Source organism: Microvirga puerhi (assembly GCF_020089865.1).
In the GTDB taxonomy this organism is placed as follows: domain Bacteria; phylum Pseudomonadota; class Alphaproteobacteria; order Rhizobiales; family Beijerinckiaceae; genus Microvirga; species Microvirga puerhi.
In genome coordinates, this window is sequence record NZ_JAIRBM010000021.1 from 25,416 (window position 1) to 48,111 (window position 22,696).

A 22,696-nucleotide genomic window follows, 5' to 3' on the forward strand; every position below is an offset into this window, starting at 1 on the left:
TTGACCGAACAGAACCCTATTCTGAGCGTCGAGGGGCTTTGCGTCGGATTTCGGACCGCAGCTGGATTTGCTGACACCGTTCACGATGTCAGCTTCTCTATCGGGCATCGAAAGACACTCTGCATTGTCGGCGAAAGCGGCAGCGGCAAAAGCGTTACCTGTCAGGCGATTCTCGGGCTCCTGGCAGGGAACGGTGCGCAGACCGGTGGACGTATCCTCTTCGAAGGGCACGACCTTGGCGCGATGAGTGAGACGGAGCTGGAGGCGATTCGAGGGCGCGGCATCGGCATGGTCTTCCAGGATCCGCTCGGATCCTTAAATCCGGTGCATACCGTCGGGCGCCTTCTGGATGAAGCCTTGCTGCTTCATACTCAGTTGAACCGGTCCGACCGCCATGTCCGCTCCATCGAGCTATTGCGCCTGGTCAGAATTCCCGACCCCGAACAGCGTCTCAAAGCATATGTTCACCAGTTCTCCGGTGGCATGGCTCAGCGTGTCATGATCGCGATTGCACTTGCCTGCCGCCCGCAGCTTCTCATCGCCGATGAACCGACCACCGCGCTTGATGTCACGATCCAGGCACAGATTCTCGAGCTTTTGAATCATCTCAAATCCGAGTTAGGAATGTCGCTTCTCTTCATTACCCACGATCTCGGAGTCGTTGCCGAGATGGCCGACGATGTCGTCGTCATGCGTCATGGACGCGTTGTGGAGGCTGGACCACTCACTCAGGTGTTCAATACGCCGGCGTCGGACTATACTAAGAGCTTGCTCGACGCAGTCGCTCGGCTCGATACCCCTTCACCTGCCTACCGCTGGAGGGACGTATCGTGATGGCAGTGAACCGGGAGCCCTTACTGCAGGTCTCGAATCTGAAGCGGTATTATGGTGGTTCATCGTCCTGGCTGCGCGCCGGAAGGACGATTAAAGCCGTAGAGGATGTCTCCTTCTTCGTTCGCCCGGGCGAGACCTTTGGCGTTGTCGGCGAGAGCGGATGCGGCAAGACGACGACCGGCCGCATGATCGTTGGGCTGGATCGCCCCACCGCTGGATCGATCAATTTCGCGGGCGAAGAATTGACGACATTGTCGGCGGAGGAGTGGCGGATCCGTCGGCGAAAGATGCAGATGATCTTTCAAAATCCCCTGTCCGCGCTTGATCCCCGCATGACGATCCGGCGCCAGATCCGCGAGCCGCTCGATCTGCACGACATCGGCATTCCGAATGAGAGGGATGCCAAGGTTGAAGAACTTCTTGATGCGGTCTCTCTGCAGCCGGCAATGGCGGATCGGTATCCGCATCAGATCAGCGGTGGCCAGGCACAGCGCGCGGTCATTGCTCGTGCCCTCGGGCTCGATCCGGACCTAGTCGTCTGCGACGAACCCGTATCGGCTCTCGACCTTTCCGTCCAGGCACGCGTAACGGCTCTCCTGCAGGACCTTCAGGAGCGACGCGGGATGGCCTACGTTTTCATCTCGCACGACTTGCGGATCGTGAAGAAGCTGTCGCATCGGGTGGCAGTGATGTATCTCGGCCAAATCGTCGAGGTTGGCGATACCGATGATGTCTATCGGCAGCCGCTTCATCCCTATACCCGAGCGCTGATTGCGGCGATTCCGGACATGGCTCCGAACCATCGCAGCAAACGCACAACGCTGCAAGGTGATCCCCCCAGTCCGGCCGCGCCGCCGTCCGGATGCCACTTCCATACCCGCTGCCATATGGCACGTGAAAGCTGTGCCCGCGAGGCGCCAGTTCTGCGGGAAATCGGCGGGGCGCACCAAGTGCGCTGCCATTTTGCCGAAGAATTTGCTTCATGAAGGGGAAGGGGATGAAGATCATCGCCCACCGTGGCTATTCGGCGCGATACACAGAGAACACGCTGAGCGCATATCATGCCGCGATCGACGTCGGATGCGACATGATAGAGGCCGATGCGCGCCTGAGCGCCGACGGCATCATATTCTGCACGCACGATGCCAACCTCACGCGCATCGCCGGGCAGAACATCGAAATTGCCGCGACCTGTGCCCAGGATCTTCGCGGCATTCGCCTTATCGATGGAGAGCGTCTCGCGACACTTGAGGATGTGATCGCCGAATGCGGGGCGAGGATTCCGATCCTGGTGGATGTCAAGACAACCGATACCGCCGTCATCGATGCGATTGTTCGCGTAGTGAGAGCCTCCGGAGCGAAGGACATTTGGGTCGGTGTGCGGGCAGTGACGCAATGCGAGCGTCTGTCCATACTCGCGCCGTCGGTGCCGGTTCTCGCCTTTCTACCGCGCTACGAAGATGCGGCTGCGTTCCAAGTGGCCGGTGCTCGTGCCTTTCGCGTCTGGGAGGGCGACCTTGCGGCGGGCGTGCATAAATCTTTGCCTTGGGATCGGCCCTTCTGGGTTACGACGGGTGGGCGTGGGACGAATCAAGAGGTCGGCGACACCGATGAGGGTGGGCTGGCGACGGTCGCCGCGTCCGGTGCGGAGGCCATTCTCATGAACGACCCGTTTCTGGCGCGACAGTCGCTTCATTTAGCGACCGTTTCGGACAAGGGATGAACGATGCAGGCTTCCTACTTCGCGAAGAAGATCATCCGGTCCGTGTTGACCATCTGGCTGGTCGTCACCTTCACCTTTGCCGCGCTTCATATGTCGGGTGATCCCATCGAGGCTCTTGTCGGTGACCAGGCGCCAGCGGCGGTCGTGGCTCATTACCGCGAAAAGTTCGGCCTCGACCGACCGCTGTGGGAGCAATATGTTTCCTATCTCCACAGCATTGCCCTTGGTGATTTCGGTCTGTCCATGTCCGACCAGAAACCCGCCACGACTCTGATCGCTGAGGCATTGCCCAACACCTTGCGGCTCGGTCTCGTCTCCTTTATCGGCGGTCTGACGGGCGGAGTCGTGCTCGGCATTGTCGCCGCGCTCAACCGTAACCGGCCGGTGGACCGTTTCGTCATGAGTTTCGCCGTGTTCGGGTTCAGCATGCCGAATTTCTTTCTCGGCATTCTCCTGATGCTGCTATTCGCCCTGCACTTGCGTGTGCTACCAAGCGCCGGCGCAGACACGGGCTGGCACCTCATCTTGCCGGCGATCACGCTCGGAACTCATTTCGCCGGTACCTTCGCCCGCTTCACGCGTTCAGCCATGCTTGAAGTCATGAACAAGCAATATATGACCGCTGCGAGGGCCAAAGGTGCACCGCAGGCCCGACGCGTCTTCTGGCACGCATTGCCAAATGCAGCTATTCCTATCCTCACCATCGTCGGTCTCAAGCTCGGCGACCTCGTCGCCGGATCGATCGTCGTCGAAAGCGTCTTCGCCTGGCCCGGCATCGGTCGCCTTCTCGTCGGAGCGGTCACCTCCCGTGATTTCGCTCTCGTGCAGGCCATCCTGATCATGGTGGCGATCACCATGATGCTCACAAACCTCGCCGTCGATTTCATCTATACAATTGTCGACCCGCGCATGCGCACATCGGAAGGGGCGCGGGCATGAAGCCCTGGATCACCACCGTCGCCCGCTGGCGAAAGAAGGAGCGCAGTCTGGTCACGGCCGAAGCGCGGTTTCCGGCCCTTGTCGTTGCAGCCCTCGTCTTTATGGCGTTCATTTTCCTCGTGGCAATCCTCGCAGATGTGATTGCCCCGTACGACTATCGCGCGCAGTCTCTGCGGCTTCGCCTTGCATCGCCTGTCTTCCTTGAGGGGGATTTGCGACATATCCTGGGAACCGACGAGCTTGGCCGCGACGTATTCAGCCGTCTTCTCTATGCCACGCGCTTCAGCATCGTGATTGCGCTCGCCGGGACCCTAATGGGTGCGACCCTCGGTACGCTCCTCGGCTTCATTGCCGCCCATTATCGCGGCACAGTGGAGGAGGGAATCATGATGCTTGCCGATGTTCAGGCCTCGCTACCCTTCATGCTGATTGCCCTTGCGCTCATCGCCGCGTTCGGCGGCAGCGTGCTTCTGTTCACCGCGATCATGGGCATCTATGGCTGGGAGGTCTTTGCGCGATTGACGCGCGGAGTCGTGCTCTCAGCCAACGGCCAGGGCTACGCGACGGCGATGACGGCCCTTGGCGCGCCACCGCGTCATATCTATTGGCGCCATATCCTGCCGAACATCCTCAGCGTGCTCATCGTGCAGTTTACGCTGAATTTTCCGCAAGTGATTCTTCTCGAGACGTCTTTGAGCTTCCTCGGCCTCGGCATCCGTCCGCCACTTACGAGCCTCGGTCAGATGCTCGGAGCGGGCCGCGCCTATATCACCACCGCTTGGTGGGTCGCCATTCTGCCGGGTTCATTGATCTTTCTCACCACCATGTCGATCTCGATCATAGGCGATTGGCTGAGAGACAGGTTCGATCCAACCTTGCGCAATCAGTAAGCGCAACGCATTAAGCCTTCATCATAAACGGAACTATCGCAAGCTTCTTGTTTCAGAAGTCTCGCCGCCTTGTCATGTAACGAGGGCCATGCCAACTCACCACATCCCAATCCCCCAATATAGCCCTTTGATGTGCCTTGATTAGCAAGGCACATCAACGCCGTTCATCAGAGGCATGTTCCATGGTTTGTGAGCATCACGCACCATAGTTCCATGCCTACACTCTTCAGCCATCCATACGAGTGACGAACTTCGTCGTCATATAGGCGCCAATAGCCTCGGATCCGCCTTCAGTACCATATCCGGATTCCTTGATCCCCCCGAATGGGACCTCCGGCAGGGCGAGCCCATTGTGGTTGATGGTGGTCATGCCTGCCTGGATACGTAGACCGAGCTGATGAGCCTTCTCGCTCGAGCTGGTGAACGCATAGCTGGCAAGACCAAATGGAAGACGATTGGCTTCTGTGATCACCTCGTCCAGAGTCCGGAACGAGCGGAATGCTGCCACGGGACCGAACGGCTCTTCATTCATAATGCGTGCCTCGATCGGTACGTTGCAAAGCACTGTGGGCTCGAAGAAATAGCCCTTGTTCCCAATTCGCCGACCTCCGACCTTGAGTTCGGATCCACGCTGGACAGCGTCCGAGATAAGGCCCTCAAGCGCAGGGATGCGTCGTGGGTTAGCGAGCGGACCCATCTGAACGCCCTCGTCCCACCCATTGCCCACCCGGATTTCCCTCGTTGCCGTCACGAACGAATCGACCACGCGCTCGTAGACACTTTCCTCAACGAGAAAGCGGGTAGGGGATACGCAGACTTGCCCCGCATTGCGGAACTTCGAGGCGACTAGCACCTTCACAGCCTTCTCGATATCCGCGTCGGCAAAGACGATCGCGGGCGCATGACCACCGAGTTCCATGGTGGAAAGCTTCATATGCTGCCCAGCCAATGCTGCGATGTGCTTGCCGACCGGTGTCGAGCCTGTGAAGGAAATCTTGCGAATGACCGGATGAGGGATGAGATACTCCGATATTTCGGAAGGTACTCCGTAGACAAGATTGACCACGCCGGCTGGCACGCCAGCATCTACGAAGGCGCGGATCAGCTCCGCTGGCGAGGCTGGCGTTTCCTCTGGCGCCTTGACGATGATGGAGCAGCCCGCAGCAAGAGCTGCAGACAGTTTGCGTACGATCTGATTGATTGGGAAGTTCCAAGGAGTGAATGCCGCGACCGGTCCGACCGGAAGCTTCAAGGTCATCTGCGTCACGCCAGGCGCACGCGCCGGAATGATCTGTCCATAGGTGCGCCGCGCTTCTTCGGCAAACCAGTCAATGATGTCAGCGCCGGCAAGGGTCTCCATCTTTGCCTCGACGATGGGTTTACCCTGTTCCAGGGTCATTATCTGCGCAATGTCCTGAGCACGTGAGCGCAGCAGATCGGCAGCGTGGCGCATGAGCTTCGCGCGATCATAAGCCGACATGGCACTCCAAGCGCTGGCTCCCCTCTCTGCAGCCGCGAGCGCGGCATCAAGGTCAGGCTTTGTGGCATGGGCAACTGTGCCGATGACTTCTTCGGTTGCAGGATTGACGACGTCGATCACTCTTCCGTCAGTGCCGGAGCGCCACTCGCCATCAATGAAAAGCTCAGTATTGGGATAGGGGCTTGTCGTATCGGCCATGATCGTTGTCCTATATGCTGCAATCAGGTGGAAACACCGAACTCGGCTATCGCCAGTCCGTTGTCGAATCTGTCAGGCTGGCACGCGAACGGTTGAGATGGTCATCTCAACCGAGGCATCGAGGGTACTGGAGATCGCGGTAAAGATCGTGCGGCCCCTGCGCGAGGCGTGCTCGCGCAATGATTTTGTCGTAAATCCTGAGCATAGATTGCATCTTAATACCATCTTCGGCTCTGAAGAGAGCGGTCTGCCTGCCCCTCTAAAGCACTGGTTGCAAGATTTCCGCGATCGGAATGGGACGTGTTGCGGCGCTCACCAATTCACTCGTGGAGGCAACGGGCCAGAGTAAAAGGTCGTCTATCTGACAGTTCTCGATGGACACGCTCGCGCCACATGTTCCCAGGCGAGCGAACCGCGTCACGCACGCGAGCCAGCGGCCAAAAGGCGGATCGAGATGTGCAGCCAAGGCGCCGACGAACAGCGCACGAATGGGATCGTGTGTGCCGAACGGAACGAAGGCATCGCGAACGTTATCACTTCCGAATGCAACGGGAATGCCGTAAGCAAGTGCCTCCTTGACACGGGAAAGCCCTCGTCGGTTCGGCGTCCCCCCGTTCCGGTCTTGGAGATAGAGATTGCTCGTTGGCAGCGAGACGAGCGTGAGGCCAGCTTCGGAGACGAGGTCGAGGCGACGCGTGAGAGCATCGCCCTCAAGATCGATCATGCTCGACGCGTGACCGCACAAAACCGGCAAGGAGAACCGGTGCTCACGAACGGTCTCAGCGATGATCGCTAGCCCATCGCGGCCGGCGCCGAAGCCTTCATCGACATGGAAATCGAGAGGAATTCCCGCTTCCGTCGCTGCGCGCACCATGGCCTGAATGCCCTCGCGTCGTTTCGACTGGTCGAGGACGAAGGCGCCTAGCGCACCGCCGTCCCGCGCGATCCGGACTGCGAGTCTCGCGGTTGCCGTCGGGTCCGCGAAGCTCTCGATGGGGAACAAGGCCGCTCGCTGAAGCACGAGTCGCGATCGCCATTCCTGCGCCAGTTCACCTAACACCTCCCAGGCAAGCGGCATTGCCTCCGGGCGCGTCGGGTCGAGGCGGCAATCCACATGGGTTCGTACGAAATTACACCCGGTTGCTGCAAGCTCCTTGAGACCCCGCTCCCCACGTGTCCGCAGATCATCCGCGGTCCAGCGATCTTTGTCCGCCTCCTGTGCAGCGATGGCTTGAAGCAGCGAATCTCCGGGTGTAAGGCGGTCGGCAGTGTGGCATTTGTCGAGATGGCAATGCGCTTCGGCGAGCTTCATCGTCACGATGTGATCAGCGGCAACTGGCGATGGCACTAGTCCGGCGACACGGCCGTTCCGAATTATGAGGTCGCCGGCTAGGCAATCCCCGTCGCGCCGTCCGCCAAACCGCTGCGCGTCTGAGAGCAAATCGCACGGCACCTTGACGCCGGAGATAGTGCCATCGAAGGACATCTAAGCCTCCGCTGGAATGCGTACGCCATCGCCGGCGCGCAAAAGATTGGGCAGTTGCCCTGTAATGATCTCCTCGACGGTTGGGGAATATCCGGCAGAAATGAGCTTGCGCGCAGCCATGTGATCGCTGGGCCGGTTCACGGAATCGACGGCGACCAATCTCGGCCCGGAAAAATGATAAACTGAGAAGTTGCCTTCGCTCATCGAGCCCGACAGCACCTGCCGATCAGCAGTGCCCAGGAGGCCCACCATTTGGAGCTTCAGGTCGCCGATATCGGACCAGAACCACGGCACGGCACGATAGGGCTCCTGGCTGCCGATGATCGCGCGGGCCGCGTGACGCGCCTGATCGGTAGCGTTCTGCACAGATTCCAACCGAACGGTCCCTCCCGTCAGCCAATGATCGAATCGCGCGCAATCGCCGATAGCGAAGACATCGGGATGTGACGTGCGCAAAGTCGCGTCGACGAGGATGCCATCATCGCAGGCGAGGCCCGCCGCCGCCGCGAGCCTGCAATCCGGGACCACTCCCGTGCCGAGCACCACGAGATCGGCATGGAGCATTTCGCCTGCGCTTGTCACGATTGTCGTGCCACCACCCGGTCGATCGATAACCGCTGTGATTCCAGTGCCGAGGTAGAACTGAACGCCGTTCCTTTCGAGATGAGCCTGAGCGTGCGCGGCGATTGTTAGAGACGTCCCCCGAGTCAACACACGGGAGCCAATCTCGACAACCGTTACCGGACAGCCTGAGGCTGTTATTGTCGCCGCCGTCTCAAACCCTATGAATCCCCCTCCGACGACGATAGCATTCCGGGCCGTCTGCAACGCCTTCCGGACTGCGCGGGCGTCGGACGCCGAGCGAAGAGTGTAGACGCCGTCGTGCTCGAGACCCTTGACGGCAGGACGCCGCGGAACTGCGCCGGTAGCAAGGACTGCCTTGTCGAATGAAATTGAAGCTCCGTCGGCAAGCCGGACAGTCTTCGCATCAAGATCAAGCGCTGCGGCTTCGACACCGCGGAGGCACGTGATACCTGCAGTCGTATAGGCGCTTTCCGCACGCAGGGGCGTTGGATCCGTATTATCCCTCTTGAGAAATCCCTTGGACAGGGGCGGACGGTGGTAAGGAACGACGTTCTCGTTCCCGATCAATGTAATAGGATCGTCGTATCCCATCCGGCGTAGGGTCACAGCTGCCAGCGATCCGGCATGACCGGATCCGACAATGACTGTCCCCCTCGTCACGAGGCCCTCGCGACTGGCTGATGCTGCGGCAATTTCTCGATTTCGTCCGCCGGCAGATGCTTGACCTCGTCCCATAGCCGAGACTTCCCGACATTGAGGAGCCCATGGGGATCGAGGCGTTTCTTCCACGCAAGATGCCTGTAGTCCGGCTTCATGGATCCACCTTCGACGTATGGCACATGCGGATTCGAGGTGGGACAGCCATGAGCATCATAGATGCTCATGAGTTCAAACAGTCTATCATCCGTGGTGTAACGGACAACCGGAAGATCGAATGCGACGAGCTGACCGTTGAGGAGGGCGAATTCGTGGTGCATCAACACCTCGTCGCCAAAAACTGAGCGCAAGGGATCGATCTTGCCGCTGTCCAGCGGCGCCCGGAATGTAACCTGAAGGTAGGTGACACTCCGGTCCTGCTTCAGGACCTGAAGAGTCGTGTGATTGTAGGAGAATTCGCTGAGGTGTGGGAGGCTGGCCTTGTGCAGGACGCCATCATTCACCGCCAGGTCGATCTGGCCGCCTGCCTGACGAACATGTTCCTGCACAACTGATAAACCTGGCTCGGCGACGCGCACGAGGAGAAGGTCCCGGCCGTCTTCACCGAGCGTGCCGAGAGCCTTGATCGATGCAGCGATACGTCCGTCGATGGAGGTGAGGAGTTTCAGATCAAGTGATCGATCGGAGCCTACGGCAATTCCGGCCTCGAAAGCTTGCCGATAGGAAGGGAACGAAGCAATTACATTGATCCAGTGCGGCGACGGTACTGTCTTAAGGACAAGATCAGTGATGATGCCGTTAATGCCCCATGCATGATGGATCGCCCGGATATCATCGCCGCGAAACACATGCCGACGAGGTTCCTCCTCCATGGAGAGAACGCCGATCGCATCGATATTGCCACCATCGCGCAGCATCCCGTGGCGGATCGAGCCGATGCCGCCGGAGCCGCCCGCGATGAAGCCGCCGATGGTAGCGATGGCCTCGGTCGAGGGAAAGATCGGAAGCTCGCGGCCTTGTCCCCGCAGTGCCGCGTTCACCGCGCCGATCTTGCAGCCCGCTTCGACATGCACCGTTCCGTCGTCGATAGAGAGGATTCGGTTGAAACCTGTCATGTCGAGGATCAGCCCTCCGGCGAGTGGAACGGCCTGGCCGTAATTACCGGTGCCGCCGCCGCGGAGCACCGTCGGCACACGCGCCTCGACGGCGGCCTTGACGCAGCGCTCAAGCTCTTCGGGCGATTTCGGCATCGCCACGAGATCGCCGAACTGGCCGGCGAGCTGCCGACTGAGGATCGGGCTGTACCAAAAGAAATCGCGCGAGCGCTTTTTCACGATGGATGGGACGTCGTGCGTTTCCATCTCCCCGAGTGACGCGCGAAACGCCGGCCAATCGATGCTGCTCTTTCCGGAAATTGACATCACGTCTCCCTCTTGTCTTTCGCGTCGGCGGCCTCGCAAAAATGCGCGAATTCCTTCAGAAAAGCAGCGAAGTTATGGGCCGCCGTTTCGAGCAATGTCTTCCCAAGGGCTGCGTTTGCTGCGGAGGCATCGCCGCAGGCGCCCTTTTCGTTGAGATCGCTAATGACCCAGGCCGGCCGGCCGCGACCTGCAGCGAGTCCAAGGTGACGATAAGTACGCTGCCATTCCTCGGCCGCGTTCGCGAAATTTTCGGCTCGGTCGAGAGCGACGAGATCGGGTTTGAGCGCGAGCATGGCACTTGTCTCGACCTTGCCCGCGTGGATGCCGTAGGCCTGCTCCGTCTCCCCTGTCAGCCGGTTGGCCTCGTTGAAGGCGTACCAATGACAGGCCGCCACCTGCATGGCGCACTCGACCTTCATGTCTCTTGCGACAATCTCCAGGACCGCAGCGTTTCCGCCATGTGCATTGAGAAGAACAAGACGACGGATACAGGTCCTAGACAGGCTGCGACCGATATCCATGATGATCTGGATCAATGTCTGCGCCGAGAGGGAGAGCGTACCGAGAACCGCACCGTGCTCGTTGCTCTTGCCGTAGGCGAGGGTGGGCAGAACAATGACGGTCATGTCCGCTGCAACGTAGGGCAGGCTGCCCAAGGCGACGGCCTCCGCAAGATCGAAATCGACGCTGACCGGCAGGTGCGGCCCGTGCTGCTCTGTCGCGCCAACGGGAAGAATGGCAATCGCGCGCTCGCTATCGATGGTAGCGAAGTCGAGGCGTGTGAGGTCGGCCCAGCGGGCAGCGCGGTGGGTCATAAAGTAAAACCTCCGGGCAAAGAACACACATGGTACGGAGCCTGTCCGGCCATCGGTAAATTCGACGATGTTCTGAAAATCCCCATGAGCATCACGCTTCTCCTGAAGATCGCGTTGCGATCAAACTGAGTTGCGGCTCGTTTCTTGGCAGCCCTGTGCCATGGGGTATAGAAAGGTTCTGCGAAATGCCGCCCGGTGTCAAGCACGCAAAGCAAGGTGCGCGCCGTTGGCGTCCAGGAGACGGTACGATGACGGACTTCATCAATTCTGCGGCGATCGCGCCGCCCTTTTCCACCTACAGCCATGCCGCTCTCGTCCCGGCAGGAACACGCCTGATGTTTCTGTCCGGACAGCTCGGCGTTGCTCCAGATAGGGCGGTGCCGGAGGGATGTGCAGCGCAAGCGCGCCTCTGTTTCGCAAACATCGCAGCGGTTCTCGCGGAGGCGGGAATGACTCTGTCCGATATCGTCCGCATCAATGCCTTCGTTGCAGCACGTGAGCACCTTGCGCCCTATATGGACGTACGCAACGCGCTGTTTGCCTCGCCTGGGCCGGCTTCCACTCTCATGATCGTCACCGGCTTCGCGCGTCCGGAATTCGTGGTCGAAGTCGAGGTGGTGGCCGCTGCGCCAGATTAGGGCCGCCATCGGGGCTTCTCATTGATAGGAAGCACCGGGAATAAAGGGGTATTTCGTGATCAGCCCTTCATTGACCGCGACGCCGAGACCAGGGCCCTCAGGCGCTGTGATGTAACCGTTCTCGACAAGGATTGGGGTTCCGAGATCGTCGCGGAAGGCATTGATCGCAGAGACATCCGCCTCGTAGATGAAGGCATTCGGTGCAACTGAGAGGACGTGCAGCGACGCCGCGGTGCTCAGCACCGAGGCGCTCGTATGCGGAGCGAACGCGAGATGCCAGGAATCGGCAAGTGAAGCGATCTTCACAAGCTCCGTGATCCCACCCGTCTTACAGCAATCCGCCTGGACGAACTGGATGATTTCCTCGCTTACGAGGGTACGAAGCTCGTGGCGTGTGAAGTGGTTTTCGCCAGCGGCGAGCGGCGTCGCGGTCACTTCCTTCAGTCGACGGTATCCGGGCAGATTGTCCGGCGTGAAGGGCTCCTCAAGCCAGGCAAGTCGTCCCGCCTCGCAGATCTCGGCGATGCTGGCAATGTCGGCAGTGCGATAGCGGGTTCCGGCATCGGCGGCGAGAGTGATCTGCGGCCCGAACGCCTCACGGACAGCGCGTACCCTCTCAAGATCCGCTGCGATAGTATCGCCGACGCGCAGCTTCAGGAAATCGTAGCCCTGCTTCACCATCGTCTCGACCTCTCGCTTGAGATCGTCAGCTGGTTGGAAGCCGAGGCTGATACCGCCGGCATAGGCGCGGATCTTCTGTCTTCTACCGCCGAGGAGGCGATAGACAGGCTGCCCCAGATCCTTGCCCTTGATGTCCCATAGGGCGATGTCGACCCCGCTCAAGCCGATCACTGCAGCGGCGCCGGGCCCGTGCGTTGCAATGAAACGTCGATAGGACCGATCCCAGATCACCTCTGTCTCATGAGCGTCCATGCCGATCAGTGATGGGCCGAGCGCGTCATTGATGAAGGCGGCGATCGTACTCGGCGTCTGCGCATGATGAGCCTCGCCATAGCCGACGATTCCATCGTCGGTCTCGATGCGGACAAGCACCATGTCGCGCTTGGCCGAGCGTCCGACGGCGAAGACGGCGCCTCCCGGCGTCGGGCATGAGAGGGCGAAGGCTTCGACCCGCTTGATCTTAGTCATGGCTTTCTCCGGAGGACCTTAGCCCTTCACTGCACCGCCACCAACGCCGGCAACGAGATGTTTCTGAAGGAAGAAGAACACGAGAACGATCGGCGCTGCCGTCACGACGCCACCAGCCATCAGGACGCCCCAATCGGTGGTGTATTGCCCGATCAGCTTGCTGAGACCGAGCGGCAGGGTCCGGTTCTTCTCACTGAGAATGAAGGTGCTCGCATAGAGGAACTCGTTCCAGCTGTGGATCATGACCCAGGTTGCCACGGCGACTATACCCGGCTGAGCCATAGGCAGGATCACCTTCCAGAACGCCTGCCAGCGCGTGCAGCCATCCATACGCGCCGCATCTTCGAGGGAATGCGGCACCTGCGAGAAGAAGCCGCGCATGAGCCACACGCACAACGGCAACATGTAGCTGAGGTAGACTGGAATGAGGCCGTAGAGGCTATCGAGCCAGCCGAGATAGCGCAGCTGGACATAGAACGGAATCAGCAGCAGCACGGGTGGGAACATCTGGCCGTAGAGCATGAACAACGGCAGCATGACCGAACCTTTGAATCGATGCCGCGCCATCGCATAGCCCGCTGTCACAGAGATGAACACGCTGATGAGCGTCACGCTGAGCGTTAGGATCAGGCTGTTCATGGCGAAGCGCCAGAAATGCGCACTGACCAGGAGATCAACGTAGTTTTGCAGGGTGATCCCTTGTGGAACGATGCTCGGCGGGCGTCGGAAAATATCTGCCTTGGCTCTGAGGGAGGTAGCGATCATCCAGTAGAATGGAAAAACCGACCATACAAAGGCGACCCACAGAGATACGTAGAGAAGGACGCGCTTCAGCGCCAGTTTCGGCCGGACCTTGCGCTGCGCCGAAACCTTCGTTGCTGCCGCCGTCGTGGAAGAGGCTACGGATAGACTCATCAGTCGGCCTCCCGCGCCTGCATGAGCTTGAGATAGAGAGTCGTGGCAATAACGAGGCCGACGAAGAGCATCGTCGCTACCGCCGAAGCAAGGCCGAGATCAAATCGCTGGAACCCGTACTTGTAGGCGAGCGTGAACAAAATCTCCGACGAGTTAAGCGGTCCGCCCTCGGTCATCAGCCAGATGGCGTTAAAGTTGTTCACCGTCAGGATGAAGGTCAGGACGGCGGCGATGGCGAACGAGACACGGATCTGCGGCAGGATCACATACCAGAGCTTTCGCCAGCCCGAGGCACCGTCCATGGACGCTGCTTCCAGGATGGAGCGCGGCACGAGTTGCAGCGCTGCAAGAAGGAGGAGCATGACAAAGGGCGTTCCCTTCCAGATACTCTCTACCGTAACAGCGTAGAGCGAGGTCGCGGTGTCGCCGAGCCATGGGCGATAGGAATCGATGATGCCGAGGCGAACGAGCATCTCGTTTACGATTCCGACGCTCGGATCGTACATCCAGCGCCAAGTCAATACTGCGACGACGCTCGGAACTACCCACGGCACGAGGATTCCCGACCTGAAAAAACCAATGCCGCGAACCGGCCGATGTAGGAGCAGGGCAAGAGCGAGGCCAAGGCCAAGCTGGGCGACCACGTTCAGGATCACCCACACCAGCGTGTTGATCGAGGCACGGACGAAGACCGGATCGGCGAAGACACGCTCAAAATTTTTAAAGCCGACGAAGGTGAAGCTACCACTGTTGAGCTTTCTCAAGGTGACGTCGTAGAAGGACCAGCTGATGCCCGATAGCACGGGATAGACAACGACACCGAGCACCAGCAGCACGGCCGGGAAGACCATGAGATAGGGATAGACGCGCGCGCCAAGCCCCGTCTCGAACACAGACGACCAGGTTGGTCTCAGGCGCAAGGGACGCGGGGCGCGCGCGATGGTCATCTTACTTCTTCTCCAGAAGGCCGGTAATCGCGGTATTGGCCTCGGCCATCGCGTCCTTGGCAGGTTTGCCGCGGATCACCGCGTCCCACACATTGGCGAATACGTCCGAATGAATCTGCGTCCATTGGGCGACGACGGGACGCGCCCGCCCCGACGAGGCCTGCGCCATGAACGGCTGAAGCTGCTTCGGCAGTGCTGCGATCGCTTCCGGGGACGTCGCTGCCGCGGTTGCCGAGAGCCGCTCGTACTTTTGCATGAGAGCGATACTGCGCGAGCCAGTGAGCCAGCGCAGCAGCTCGAACGCCGGTTTTTCGACCTTGCTGCCGGCCTTGATCGCGAGATCGTAGCCGCCGATCACGGTGGCCGACTTCACCCCGGCTGGCAAAGGATGGACGGAAAACTTCAGATTCGGATTGCCCTTGGTGAATGCCGCAAGCGCCCAGTCGCCGGTGACGACCATACCGGCCCGTTCCTGGATGAAGGGCGCATGCACCTCGTCCCAATTGCCGGCTGTAAGGACGGAATCGGGCATCGCGCGAGATTGGGTGTAGAGTTTGGCGAGGAAGTCCACCGCCTCTTCCGCCGCGGGCTCGCCGACCCGGACCTTGCCAGCCTCGTCGACGATCTCGCCGCCGTTCTGCCAGATGAAGCTGTAGAGCTGGAAGGCGCCCATCCGGTTGCCGCCGAAGCTGACCCCATAGGTCTGCTTGTCCTTATTCGTCATTGCGACGGCGGCGTCGCGGAACTCGGCCCAGTTGCTCGGTGCCTTCTTGATTCCCGCCTCCGCCAGCATGCGATCGTTGACGAAGAGAGCCACGTTGTTGGTGTAGAGGGGCAGAGCATATTGCTTCTGGTCATAACGTCCGCTGGCGAGCGGGCCAGGCTGGTACTCCGCCGCGATCGGCGCGGTCTGCGCCGTAATATCGGCCAGAAGTCCGGCATCGGCGAGGCCTGCCACCCAGGCGATGTCGAGCGCCATCACGTCCGGGCCGGCGCCGCTCGACAATGCCACGAAGAGATTACGCTCCATCTCCATGTGCGGCACGGCCTGGACCTCGACCGTGTGACCCGTCGCCGCTTCGAACGCTTTCAGCTCCGCATAGATCGGCGCGTCCGGACTGGAGGCGAGCGGGCCGTTGACCCACATGACGATGTTGTCGGCAAGAGCAGGTGCACTCAGTCCAGCCAACAGGGTCGCGGCGATCAGGCCGCGCATTCGGCGCATCTTCATTGTTTCCTCCGGTCCTTATCGGTTCTTAGATCATCGTTGCTAGGCGTCGAGCGGCATGTCCTCCGCTCCGTTCCGGGTCGGCGCGGACCAGGCAATGTCCGTGCCGAACCAGGTCTCCATGTCCTTAGTCGCGATGTGCGCCGGCGCCGCAGTGCTCTGTCCCGTTCCTACGCAGCCGACGACAGCGATGTCCCAATCCGCATCTTTCGTATCCGTCAGCGGGCCGGCGGGCCGGCTGAAGACGAGCTTCGCGGCACTCTTCTTTCGACTATCGAGCGCAAGCAGAAACGCTGCCCCATGCCGTACGAAGATCGGAACCGCATCGAGCGGCACGTCGTGAACGCGCCACGTTGGGCCAGTCACCCATGTCTTGGCGAGTACGTCATACCATTCGCCCGGCGGCACGTAGACTGCGCGGGTATTGCCGTAGAACGCCACAGGCGCGACGAGAAGGTCATCACCCAGCATGTACTGTTGATCCCAGTCGTTAATCGTACTCCAATCGATCTCCGGAAAGGCGAGGGGCATCATGCGCAGCAGCGGCAAGCCGCCTTGAGATGCGATGCGGCCATAGTGCTGGAAGACCGGCAACAATGCGAGGTGAAGCTTGGCGTAGCTGCCGTAGACGGCGAGCGCATCCGGTCCCATGTCCCACGGCTCGCGGCAGCCGAGCCCATGCAGCATCATCAGGGGTGTGAAGCAAGAGAATTGCGCCCAGCGTGCGAAGACCTGTGTCGTCGGCGTGCCGAAATAACCGCCGAGATCGCTGCCGACGAAAGACCAGCCGGACAGGGCGGCGCTCTGCGCCGCGCGGATCGCCGACGGCAGTCCGGTCTTAGGGCAGAAGTCCGAGGTCTGATCCCCGCTCCAGATCGGCGCCCGCACCCGCGGCGAGCCCGAGCGGCTGATGATCGCGGGAACCGTACCGTCGAAAGCTTCGATCGTCGCCTCAAGGTAATGGCGCACGAAGGCGTTGTGGGCGCGCCCGCCAGTCTCACCGGAACGCAGCACTGCGTGTTCCGGAAGTTGCTCGCCGAAATCGACCTTGAATCCCCTGATCCCGCTCTTGAGGAGAATGCGCAGATGACCCGACCACCACTCGCGGGCTGGTGCGTAGGAGAAATCGATCAGCGCCGCCACCACGTTGGGATTGGCTCCGGGACGCCGGGTGATAAGATTCCCGGCGCCGTCGACGATGACATAGCCGTTCGCCTTCGCTTCTTCGAACGAGCGCGTACCAACGACCACCCACGGACAGAGCCACAAATAGATGCCTGTCCCTTCATCGGCCATGTCGGCGACCATGCCCCAGGCATCAGGATATTTCTTGGCATCGAAGGTGAAGGAATGGACTTCGCTCGCCCAGTAGGCGTCGATCAGCTTCACGGCGAGGGGGAGGCCGAGATCCGCATGGCCGACGCGATCCGCAGCGACGGTCGCGGCGTTCTCGATTCGCCAGTCGCCAGCTTTCCAGAGACCGAAGAAGTCGTCATCCGGCATGAGCGGCGGCCCAATGCGGCGGATCAGGGCGTCGTAGAGTTCCGGTAGGGTGCCGCGGTGAATTTCGACTACGAGGCGATCACCTTCAACCTGGACCCTGAGCATGTTGGGATCGAAAGGCGCAGCGACATGGAATACGGCTGGCGCCTCGTCAGTCAGGAGCAGGGCGTAGCCGAGCGTCGTTGCGATCCACGGACTTGGCAGATAGGTGCCGTTCCCGAGCCCGAAATTCTCAAGGTAGTAGCGAACCGATTGGCCTTTGAGATCCAGAGTCTCGAAACGCTCGCCACCACCGAAGGCTTGGAACCGCGTGGGAACGGGAAAGGCGACTTCGACAGCGGCAGCGCCAGGGCGGTGGACAGCGATCGTGATCCGATTGCCGTCCTCGTGACGCTCGATGGAGACCTCCGGACTGTTTTCGTCGAACGGCATCGTGGTCCACGATCCGCCGGGTGAGCGCCAGCCGACGAGGGCAGGCCGGTGCGCGGCATTCTGCGGAGATACGAGCGGTGCGGAGGCAAGCGTATCAGGCATGGTCCACCGTCACTCCAAGTTGCCGACCGAGATGAGCCGCGGCACTCGCCCAGCGGCCATAGATTGCAGTCACGTGATGCTCGTAGCCGGCATCGATAAAATGGCGCATGAGGGCCTCGGCGGAGACTTGTGCGGGCCTGAAGAAGCCCGCGGCCCGGTTCGCCGCCGAATGCTCCGTGAGGATTTCGCCCTCTGAAACGAAGAGACGCAGAGCGCCGTCGGCACGCAAGGAAAGTCGTAAGAGGGTCATCGCTCCTGCCTGCAGCGGGAAGCTTTCTTGTTTGAGCGCGGCATCGAGGGAGCGAGGCCCGTTAGCGAGACGCGGGCTGACGCCGTAATGCCAGAGAACGAGGCGGTTATTCGCTCGGTCGAGGCCTGAGATGTCCGTCAGGAACGGAAGAGAGGTGGGATCGAAGGCCCGCACCGCGAGCGCTGTGACAGCGCCCATCACGTCGCCCTCCGGCGCGACGGGCGTTTCGCGCTCGGCAAGCTCTCCAAGCGCGGCCCAGGTGCCCTTGAAATCGGCGCCATAAAGAAGCTCCGGCCAATCGCGCAGGGCCACGGCGTCCGCGGAGATCCGGTCGAGACCGGCTTTCAGTCGGGCGAAGGTGGCGCCGAGGATCCGCTGGCTCTCCTTAGCGTCGCCCGCGTCGAAACGGGCCTCGCTCCAGCGCGCCGCGGCAGCGTCTTCCGCCGCAGGATCGGCAACGCATCCTTCGATGAAACGCACAAGCGTGGTCTGTTCGATGGTAATCCCGAGAGCCCGGCGCACAGCCCACGGATCGACTGCCAGGTTCGTGAACCAGTCGGCGTGGGCGCCGACGAGGGCGATTCTCGCACCTGTGATCGCTCGGTGGGCCCTGGCGGCGGCGGCGAAGGCGGCGACCTCCTGAGCCACGGCCGGATCTTCGGGATTGCCGAGGATGAAGGAGAAGCGATGCCCGAAGCGGGTGAGGGTGGAAGCCCATAGCTGCGCACCGCACAGGGAGTTCGTGACGATCGCATCCGTTTCCTCGAGAGCCCAGAGAGCGAGGGGGAGCGAGCGACCCTTGAGCGTGTCGAGAAGCGCGTGGAGCAGATCCGCCGTACAGAACGTGGCGAGCTGGATCACGAGCCCATCGAGATGGTCGAGATCGAGGCCATCGAGCGCCTTGGCGCAACTCGCCCTGTCATATGCAAGGGTGCCGGCGATCGTCAGCCGGCCTGCCAAGTCTCCCTCGGTTGCAAAAGCTTCCGTCCGTACCAGGAGATCACGGGCTGCGGCCTCTGAGAAGAGCGGCGAGGCGACGAAGAGAACACCGACCCGTCTGTCGCTGCGGTCGATCACGGTCCGGTTTCGCGTCAGCATTCAGGCAATCTCCTCGAGAGCGGTCTGTGGGTCCGTTCTCGGGTCGAGCCCGCCGCTGCGAACGAAACAATAGGCTGCGTAGTAGAGCGCCGCCCGCGGATCGTTGCCGATGGAGGGCGCGATGAAGGACAAAGCGAGCCGGCTGGCGTCGTAGCCGCCGAGAAGGCTCTCGTTCAGGCCGTCGAGGATGGCGAGGCGGTCTTCGGACGGCATCAGGGATGGCCATCCACTGATCACCACGGACGACAGAGGATGGAGGTTGAGCGCATTTCCAAGACCAAGCCCGAGGAGGAGCAGCCGTTCCCGCAACGCCTCGCGCATCCCAGCGCCGAGATCGAGCATATCGATAAAGCTGTCGCCCTTGCTAAGGATGTCGCTGTCCGGGACTCCGATAATCTTGGAGATTGCTCTTAAGGACGTGTAGGCCTCGACGCAGCCCCGGTGTCCGCAGCGGCAAGCGAGACCACCGCGTTCAATGACCATGTGCCCGAGTTCGAAGGCGGAGAAAGCATCGACCGGGGTCGTCTCGTCGACGATAACGCCGGCGACTCCATGGCCGACGAAGAGAAAGAGATGGTCGCTCGCGACCGGATAGATGCCAGTACGCGAATAACGATGGAACGCCGCCTGCGCCACGACCGCGTTGGTCACCGCGACCGGAACATCGCCGAAGATCTCGTCGATGAAGCGGGTCAGGCGGGGCATGTCCCAGGGAAAGATCGGATTCCCGGCAGCGCCGCGCCCATATCCGGGAATGGCGACGGCGGCCTGACTGAGGATGAGACCGCGCTGGTCGGTCCATTCCTGCATGGCCGCAACGCTTTCCTGAAAGAGGTGCTCGAACTCGTCCTGGCCGAGCTGACCGGAGACGGGCATTCTGTCGACATAGTCGAGGGTGCCGGTCAGATCCCCCACCCCGACCGAGAGGCGGTTGTTGGACAGCTCGATCCCGGCCACGGCAACATTCTTACTTAGTGTAATGAGTGCCGTCGGGCCGCCGACATAGGGGGCAGAGCGACGAACCTCTTCAACGACACGCTCCTTGCGGAGCTCTGACAGAATGCGGGAGATGCTGGCTTCCGTCAGCTTCGTTTCCCGAGCCAGTACAGGCCGAAATGCACCGCCGGTGCGCAGCAGGCTCTCGAGCACGCTCGCCCGCGTCTCCCGCCTGCTCCTCGGTACAAAGCGTCCCGACATCCCGCACCCAGCAATGTTTACACTGTGTAATTATCGTGCTTACAATCAAACAAATGTCAATGGGGAGGGATCGCGTGGCGGAACTGACACTGCGAGCGGTGGAGAAACGCTTCGGGGCTGTGCAGGCGGTCAAGGCCGTCGATCTCGACGTTGCCGATGGTGAATTCGTCGTGCTTGTCGGGCCCTCCGGTTGCGGCAAGAGCACGTTGCTGCGGATGATCGCCGGTCTCGAGGACATTTCGGACGGCGAAATTCTGCTGGACGGGCGCAACCTCAACGCGGTGGCGCCGCGAGACCGCGACATGGCAATGGTCTTCCAGGACTACGCGCTCTATCCGCACATGACGGTGGCGGAGAATCTCGGCTTTGCCCTGAAGATGCGCGACATGGCGGCAAGCGAGATCGAGGCAAAGGTGAATGAGGTCGCCGCCATGCTCGAACTTGACGCGCTGCTGCATCGCAAGCCCCGCGCCCTGTCCGGTGGCCAGCGCCAGCGGGTCGCCCTCGGTCGGGCTCTGATCCGGGACCCTAAGGTGTTCCTCTTCGACGAGCCGTTGTCGAACCTCGATGCGAAGCTGCGTGTCGGAATGCGGATGGAGATCCGCAAGCTTCAGGCGGCGCTGCGCACCACCAGCATTTACGTGACGCACGACCAGATCGAAGCAATGACGATGGCGGACCGCATTGTCGTCCTGAAGCTCGGCGAGGTGCAGCAGATTGGAACCCCCATCGAGATCTATCAGCGCCCGGTCAACAGCTTCGTCGGGACCTTCATAGGTTCGCCTCCCATGAGCCTTTCAAAGGCGGACGTGCGTTACGAAGGCGAGGCCGCATTCCTTGGGTTTGGGCGCGGGCAGGAGATCCGGCTTCCGTCGGACCGGGCCGCTGTCTTGCGCAGCGCAGCGATCGCGCAGATCGAAGTCGGGCTTCGCGCCGAACACATTGCCCTCGCCGATGGAGGCGGGGAGGACGAGGCTACCTTCCTATCGGACGTGATCCTGGTCGAGGAACATGGGGCGGATTCCATCGCAGTCGTCCGTCTCGGTGATCACGAAGTCATGGCTCGGGTCAAGCCGGGCGGGGTCCACACTGGCGACAAGGGACGGCGTTTCGAAATGGACGTAGCGGCGCTGCACCTGTTCCATCCCGAGAAGGGTGGCCGCCTTGGCTGAGGCGCAGGGCGAAGTCTTCTGCGTTGGCCTTGCGATCGAGGACACGATCCTGCGCGTCGACGCTATCCCGACTCAGCCGGTCAAACTCTATGCCAAGCACCGGCGGACGATCGGTGGCGGTCCGGCCGCCACAGCGAGCGTCGCCATCGCACGTCTTGGCGGCCGCGTGGCCTTCGCTGGTCGCTCGGGGGACGATGCCGTCGGTGTGGCTCTGCGAGCGGAGCTGGCAGGGGAGGGGGTCGACACGTCATGGTACCGCTCATTTCCTGGCTTTCACTCGCCGAGTTCCGTGATTCTCGTCGACGATGCGGGTGATCGCCTCATCGTCGCCTACGCAGACCCGGCCCTACCGACGACGGCCGACTGGCTCGCCCCACCGCACCTCGGCGACGCACTTCTATGTGACTTATCCTGGCCCCAAGGGGCTTTGAGATGTCTCGAGCGTGCGCGGCAGGATGGCATCCCGGCCGTTCTTGACGCCGACATTTCTCGTCACGGCCGGGACGCCGTCGCCCCCTTGATCGAGGCCGCCGACCATGTGGTATTCTCGCGGCCTGGCCTTGCGCAGTTTGCCGGCACGGAGGAGATCGGTGCGGGCCTCAAAGCCGCGGCGCGGCCCACCCATGTCCTCGTCGGCGTTACGGATGGGGAGGCGGGATTCTACTGGCTCCGCCGCGACGGCACTCTCTGCAACCGGCGCCCACCGGCGGTGAAGGTAGTCGACACGGTCGGCGCGGGAGACGCCTTCCATGGCGCCCTAGCACTCGCCCTCGCGCGCCGCTGGCCACTTGAGCGCGCCATCGATTTCGCCAACGCGGTGGCAGCGTTAAAGTGCACTGTCCCCGGAGGGCGAGCCGGGCTGCCATCGGCGAACGACCTTTATCGTTTCGACCACTCATTCGCACAGACGTGATCCCGATCAGACGCGTGATCTGGGGTATGATCGAGAACCCATGGTTTGGTGTCGGCGACCACGGTGAGCCTTTCGTCGGAAACCGGGATGTGCTGTGTGATCGCTAGCCGAGGCAGGAGGTGGT

Annotated in this window: 20 protein-coding genes; 8 read left to right on the top strand and 12 right to left on the bottom strand. The window is 61.2% G+C overall.

Features of this window, described 5'->3' with window-relative positions:
• From K9B37_RS20670 to K9B37_RS20690, 5 genes are read left to right on the top strand one after another with little or no spacing between them, the layout of a single operon-like run.
• Entirely contained in the window at positions 1-834 is an 834-nt protein-coding gene (locus K9B37_RS20670) for an ATP-binding cassette domain-containing protein (protein ID WP_224315428.1), read from the top strand.
• Positions 834-1,820 (top strand): ABC transporter ATP-binding protein, encoded by a 987-nt coding sequence (locus K9B37_RS20675; protein WP_224315484.1) that lies wholly within the window; start codon positions 834-836, stop codon positions 1,818-1,820. The genes K9B37_RS20670 and K9B37_RS20675 overlap by 1 nt, the downstream gene beginning before the upstream one ends.
• 11 nt (positions 1,821-1,831) lie before the next feature.
• Positions 1,832-2,557 (top strand): glycerophosphodiester phosphodiesterase, encoded by a 726-nt coding sequence (locus K9B37_RS20680; RefSeq protein WP_224315429.1) that lies wholly within the window; start codon positions 1,832-1,834, stop codon positions 2,555-2,557.
• Positions 2,558-2,560: 3 nt separating this feature from the next.
• The gene (locus K9B37_RS20685; RefSeq protein WP_224315430.1) at positions 2,561-3,496 is read left to right on the top strand and encodes an ABC transporter permease; all 936 of its coding nucleotides are present in this window, start codon (positions 2,561-2,563) and stop codon (positions 3,494-3,496) included.
• Positions 3,493-4,386: an ABC transporter permease gene (locus K9B37_RS20690; RefSeq protein WP_224315431.1), complete on the top strand. Its 894-nt coding sequence runs from the start codon at positions 3,493-3,495 to the stop codon at positions 4,384-4,386. Before K9B37_RS20685 ends, K9B37_RS20690 begins: the two co-directional genes overlap by 4 nt.
• A gap of 226 nt (positions 4,387-4,612) precedes the next feature.
• Here K9B37_RS20690 and K9B37_RS20695 read toward each other — a convergent pair whose 3' ends face one another.
• From K9B37_RS20695 to K9B37_RS20715, 5 genes are all read right to left on the bottom strand, one after another.
• Positions 4,613-6,064, bottom strand: coding sequence for an NAD-dependent succinate-semialdehyde dehydrogenase (locus tag K9B37_RS20695; RefSeq protein ID WP_224315432.1), 1,452 nt, complete (start codon positions 6,062-6,064; stop codon positions 4,613-4,615).
• Between the two features lie 259 nt (positions 6,065-6,323).
• A complete protein-coding gene (locus K9B37_RS20700) occupies positions 6,324-7,550 on the bottom strand; it encodes an amidohydrolase family protein (protein WP_224315433.1) in 1,227 nt (408 codons plus the stop codon).
• Complete coding sequence (locus K9B37_RS20705) at positions 7,551-8,795, bottom strand: NAD(P)/FAD-dependent oxidoreductase (protein WP_224315434.1); 1,245 nt, start codon at positions 8,793-8,795, stop codon at positions 7,551-7,553.
• Positions 8,792-10,213: an FAD-binding oxidoreductase gene (locus K9B37_RS20710; RefSeq protein WP_224315485.1), complete on the bottom strand. Its 1,422-nt coding sequence runs from the start codon at positions 10,211-10,213 to the stop codon at positions 8,792-8,794. The genes K9B37_RS20705 and K9B37_RS20710 overlap by 4 nt, the downstream gene beginning before the upstream one ends.
• Positions 10,213-11,028 (bottom strand): creatininase family protein, encoded by an 816-nt coding sequence (locus K9B37_RS20715; RefSeq protein ID WP_224315435.1) that lies wholly within the window; start codon positions 11,026-11,028, stop codon positions 10,213-10,215. The genes K9B37_RS20710 and K9B37_RS20715 overlap by 1 nt, the downstream gene beginning before the upstream one ends.
• A gap of 248 nt (positions 11,029-11,276) precedes the next feature.
• Between K9B37_RS20715 and K9B37_RS20720 the strand changes: the two genes are divergently transcribed.
• Complete coding sequence (locus K9B37_RS20720; RefSeq protein ID WP_224315436.1) at positions 11,277-11,666, top strand: RidA family protein; 390 nt, start codon at positions 11,277-11,279, stop codon at positions 11,664-11,666.
• Between the two features lie 18 nt (positions 11,667-11,684).
• Here the strand turns inward: K9B37_RS20720 and K9B37_RS20725 are convergent, their stop codons facing one another.
• Genes K9B37_RS20725 through K9B37_RS20755 form a run of 7 tightly spaced genes read right to left on the bottom strand, consistent with a single transcriptional unit; the run spans position 11,685 to position 20,439 of the window.
• Positions 11,685-12,815, bottom strand: a complete 1,131-nt coding sequence (locus K9B37_RS20725) for a mandelate racemase/muconate lactonizing enzyme family protein (RefSeq protein ID WP_224315437.1) — start codon at positions 12,813-12,815, stop codon at positions 11,685-11,687.
• A gap of 18 nt (positions 12,816-12,833) precedes the next feature.
• On the bottom strand, positions 12,834-13,730 hold the full coding sequence (locus K9B37_RS20730) for a carbohydrate ABC transporter permease (RefSeq protein ID WP_224315438.1): 897 nt from the start codon (positions 13,728-13,730) through the stop codon (positions 12,834-12,836).
• Positions 13,730-14,677 (bottom strand): carbohydrate ABC transporter permease, encoded by a 948-nt coding sequence (locus K9B37_RS20735; protein ID WP_224315439.1) that lies wholly within the window; start codon positions 14,675-14,677, stop codon positions 13,730-13,732. Before K9B37_RS20735 ends, K9B37_RS20730 begins: the two co-directional genes overlap by 1 nt.
• 1 nt (position 14,678) lies before the next feature.
• The gene (locus K9B37_RS20740; RefSeq protein WP_224315440.1) at positions 14,679-15,908 is read right to left on the bottom strand and encodes an ABC transporter substrate-binding protein; all 1,230 of its coding nucleotides are present in this window, start codon (positions 15,906-15,908) and stop codon (positions 14,679-14,681) included.
• A gap of 39 nt (positions 15,909-15,947) precedes the next feature.
• Positions 15,948-17,942, bottom strand: a complete 1,995-nt coding sequence (locus tag K9B37_RS20745; protein WP_224315441.1) for a TIM-barrel domain-containing protein — start codon at positions 17,940-17,942, stop codon at positions 15,948-15,950.
• Entirely contained in the window at positions 17,935-19,290 is a 1,356-nt protein-coding gene (locus K9B37_RS20750; RefSeq protein WP_224315442.1) for a hypothetical protein, read from the bottom strand. Before K9B37_RS20750 ends, K9B37_RS20745 begins: the two co-directional genes overlap by 8 nt.
• Entirely contained in the window at positions 19,291-20,439 is a 1,149-nt protein-coding gene (locus K9B37_RS20755) for an ROK family protein (protein ID WP_224315443.1), read from the bottom strand.
• Between the two features lie 122 nt (positions 20,440-20,561).
• On the opposite strand from K9B37_RS20755, the gene K9B37_RS20760 reads away from it, so the two are divergent.
• Together K9B37_RS20760 and K9B37_RS20765 are read left to right on the top strand one after the other, a co-directional pair.
• Complete coding sequence (locus K9B37_RS20760) at positions 20,562-21,659, top strand: ABC transporter ATP-binding protein (RefSeq protein WP_369414383.1); 1,098 nt, start codon at positions 20,562-20,564, stop codon at positions 21,657-21,659.
• Positions 21,652-22,572, top strand: coding sequence for a PfkB family carbohydrate kinase (locus tag K9B37_RS20765; protein WP_224315445.1), 921 nt, complete (start codon positions 21,652-21,654; stop codon positions 22,570-22,572). Before K9B37_RS20760 ends, K9B37_RS20765 begins: the two co-directional genes overlap by 8 nt.
• Positions 22,573-22,696 lie beyond the last annotated feature (124 nt).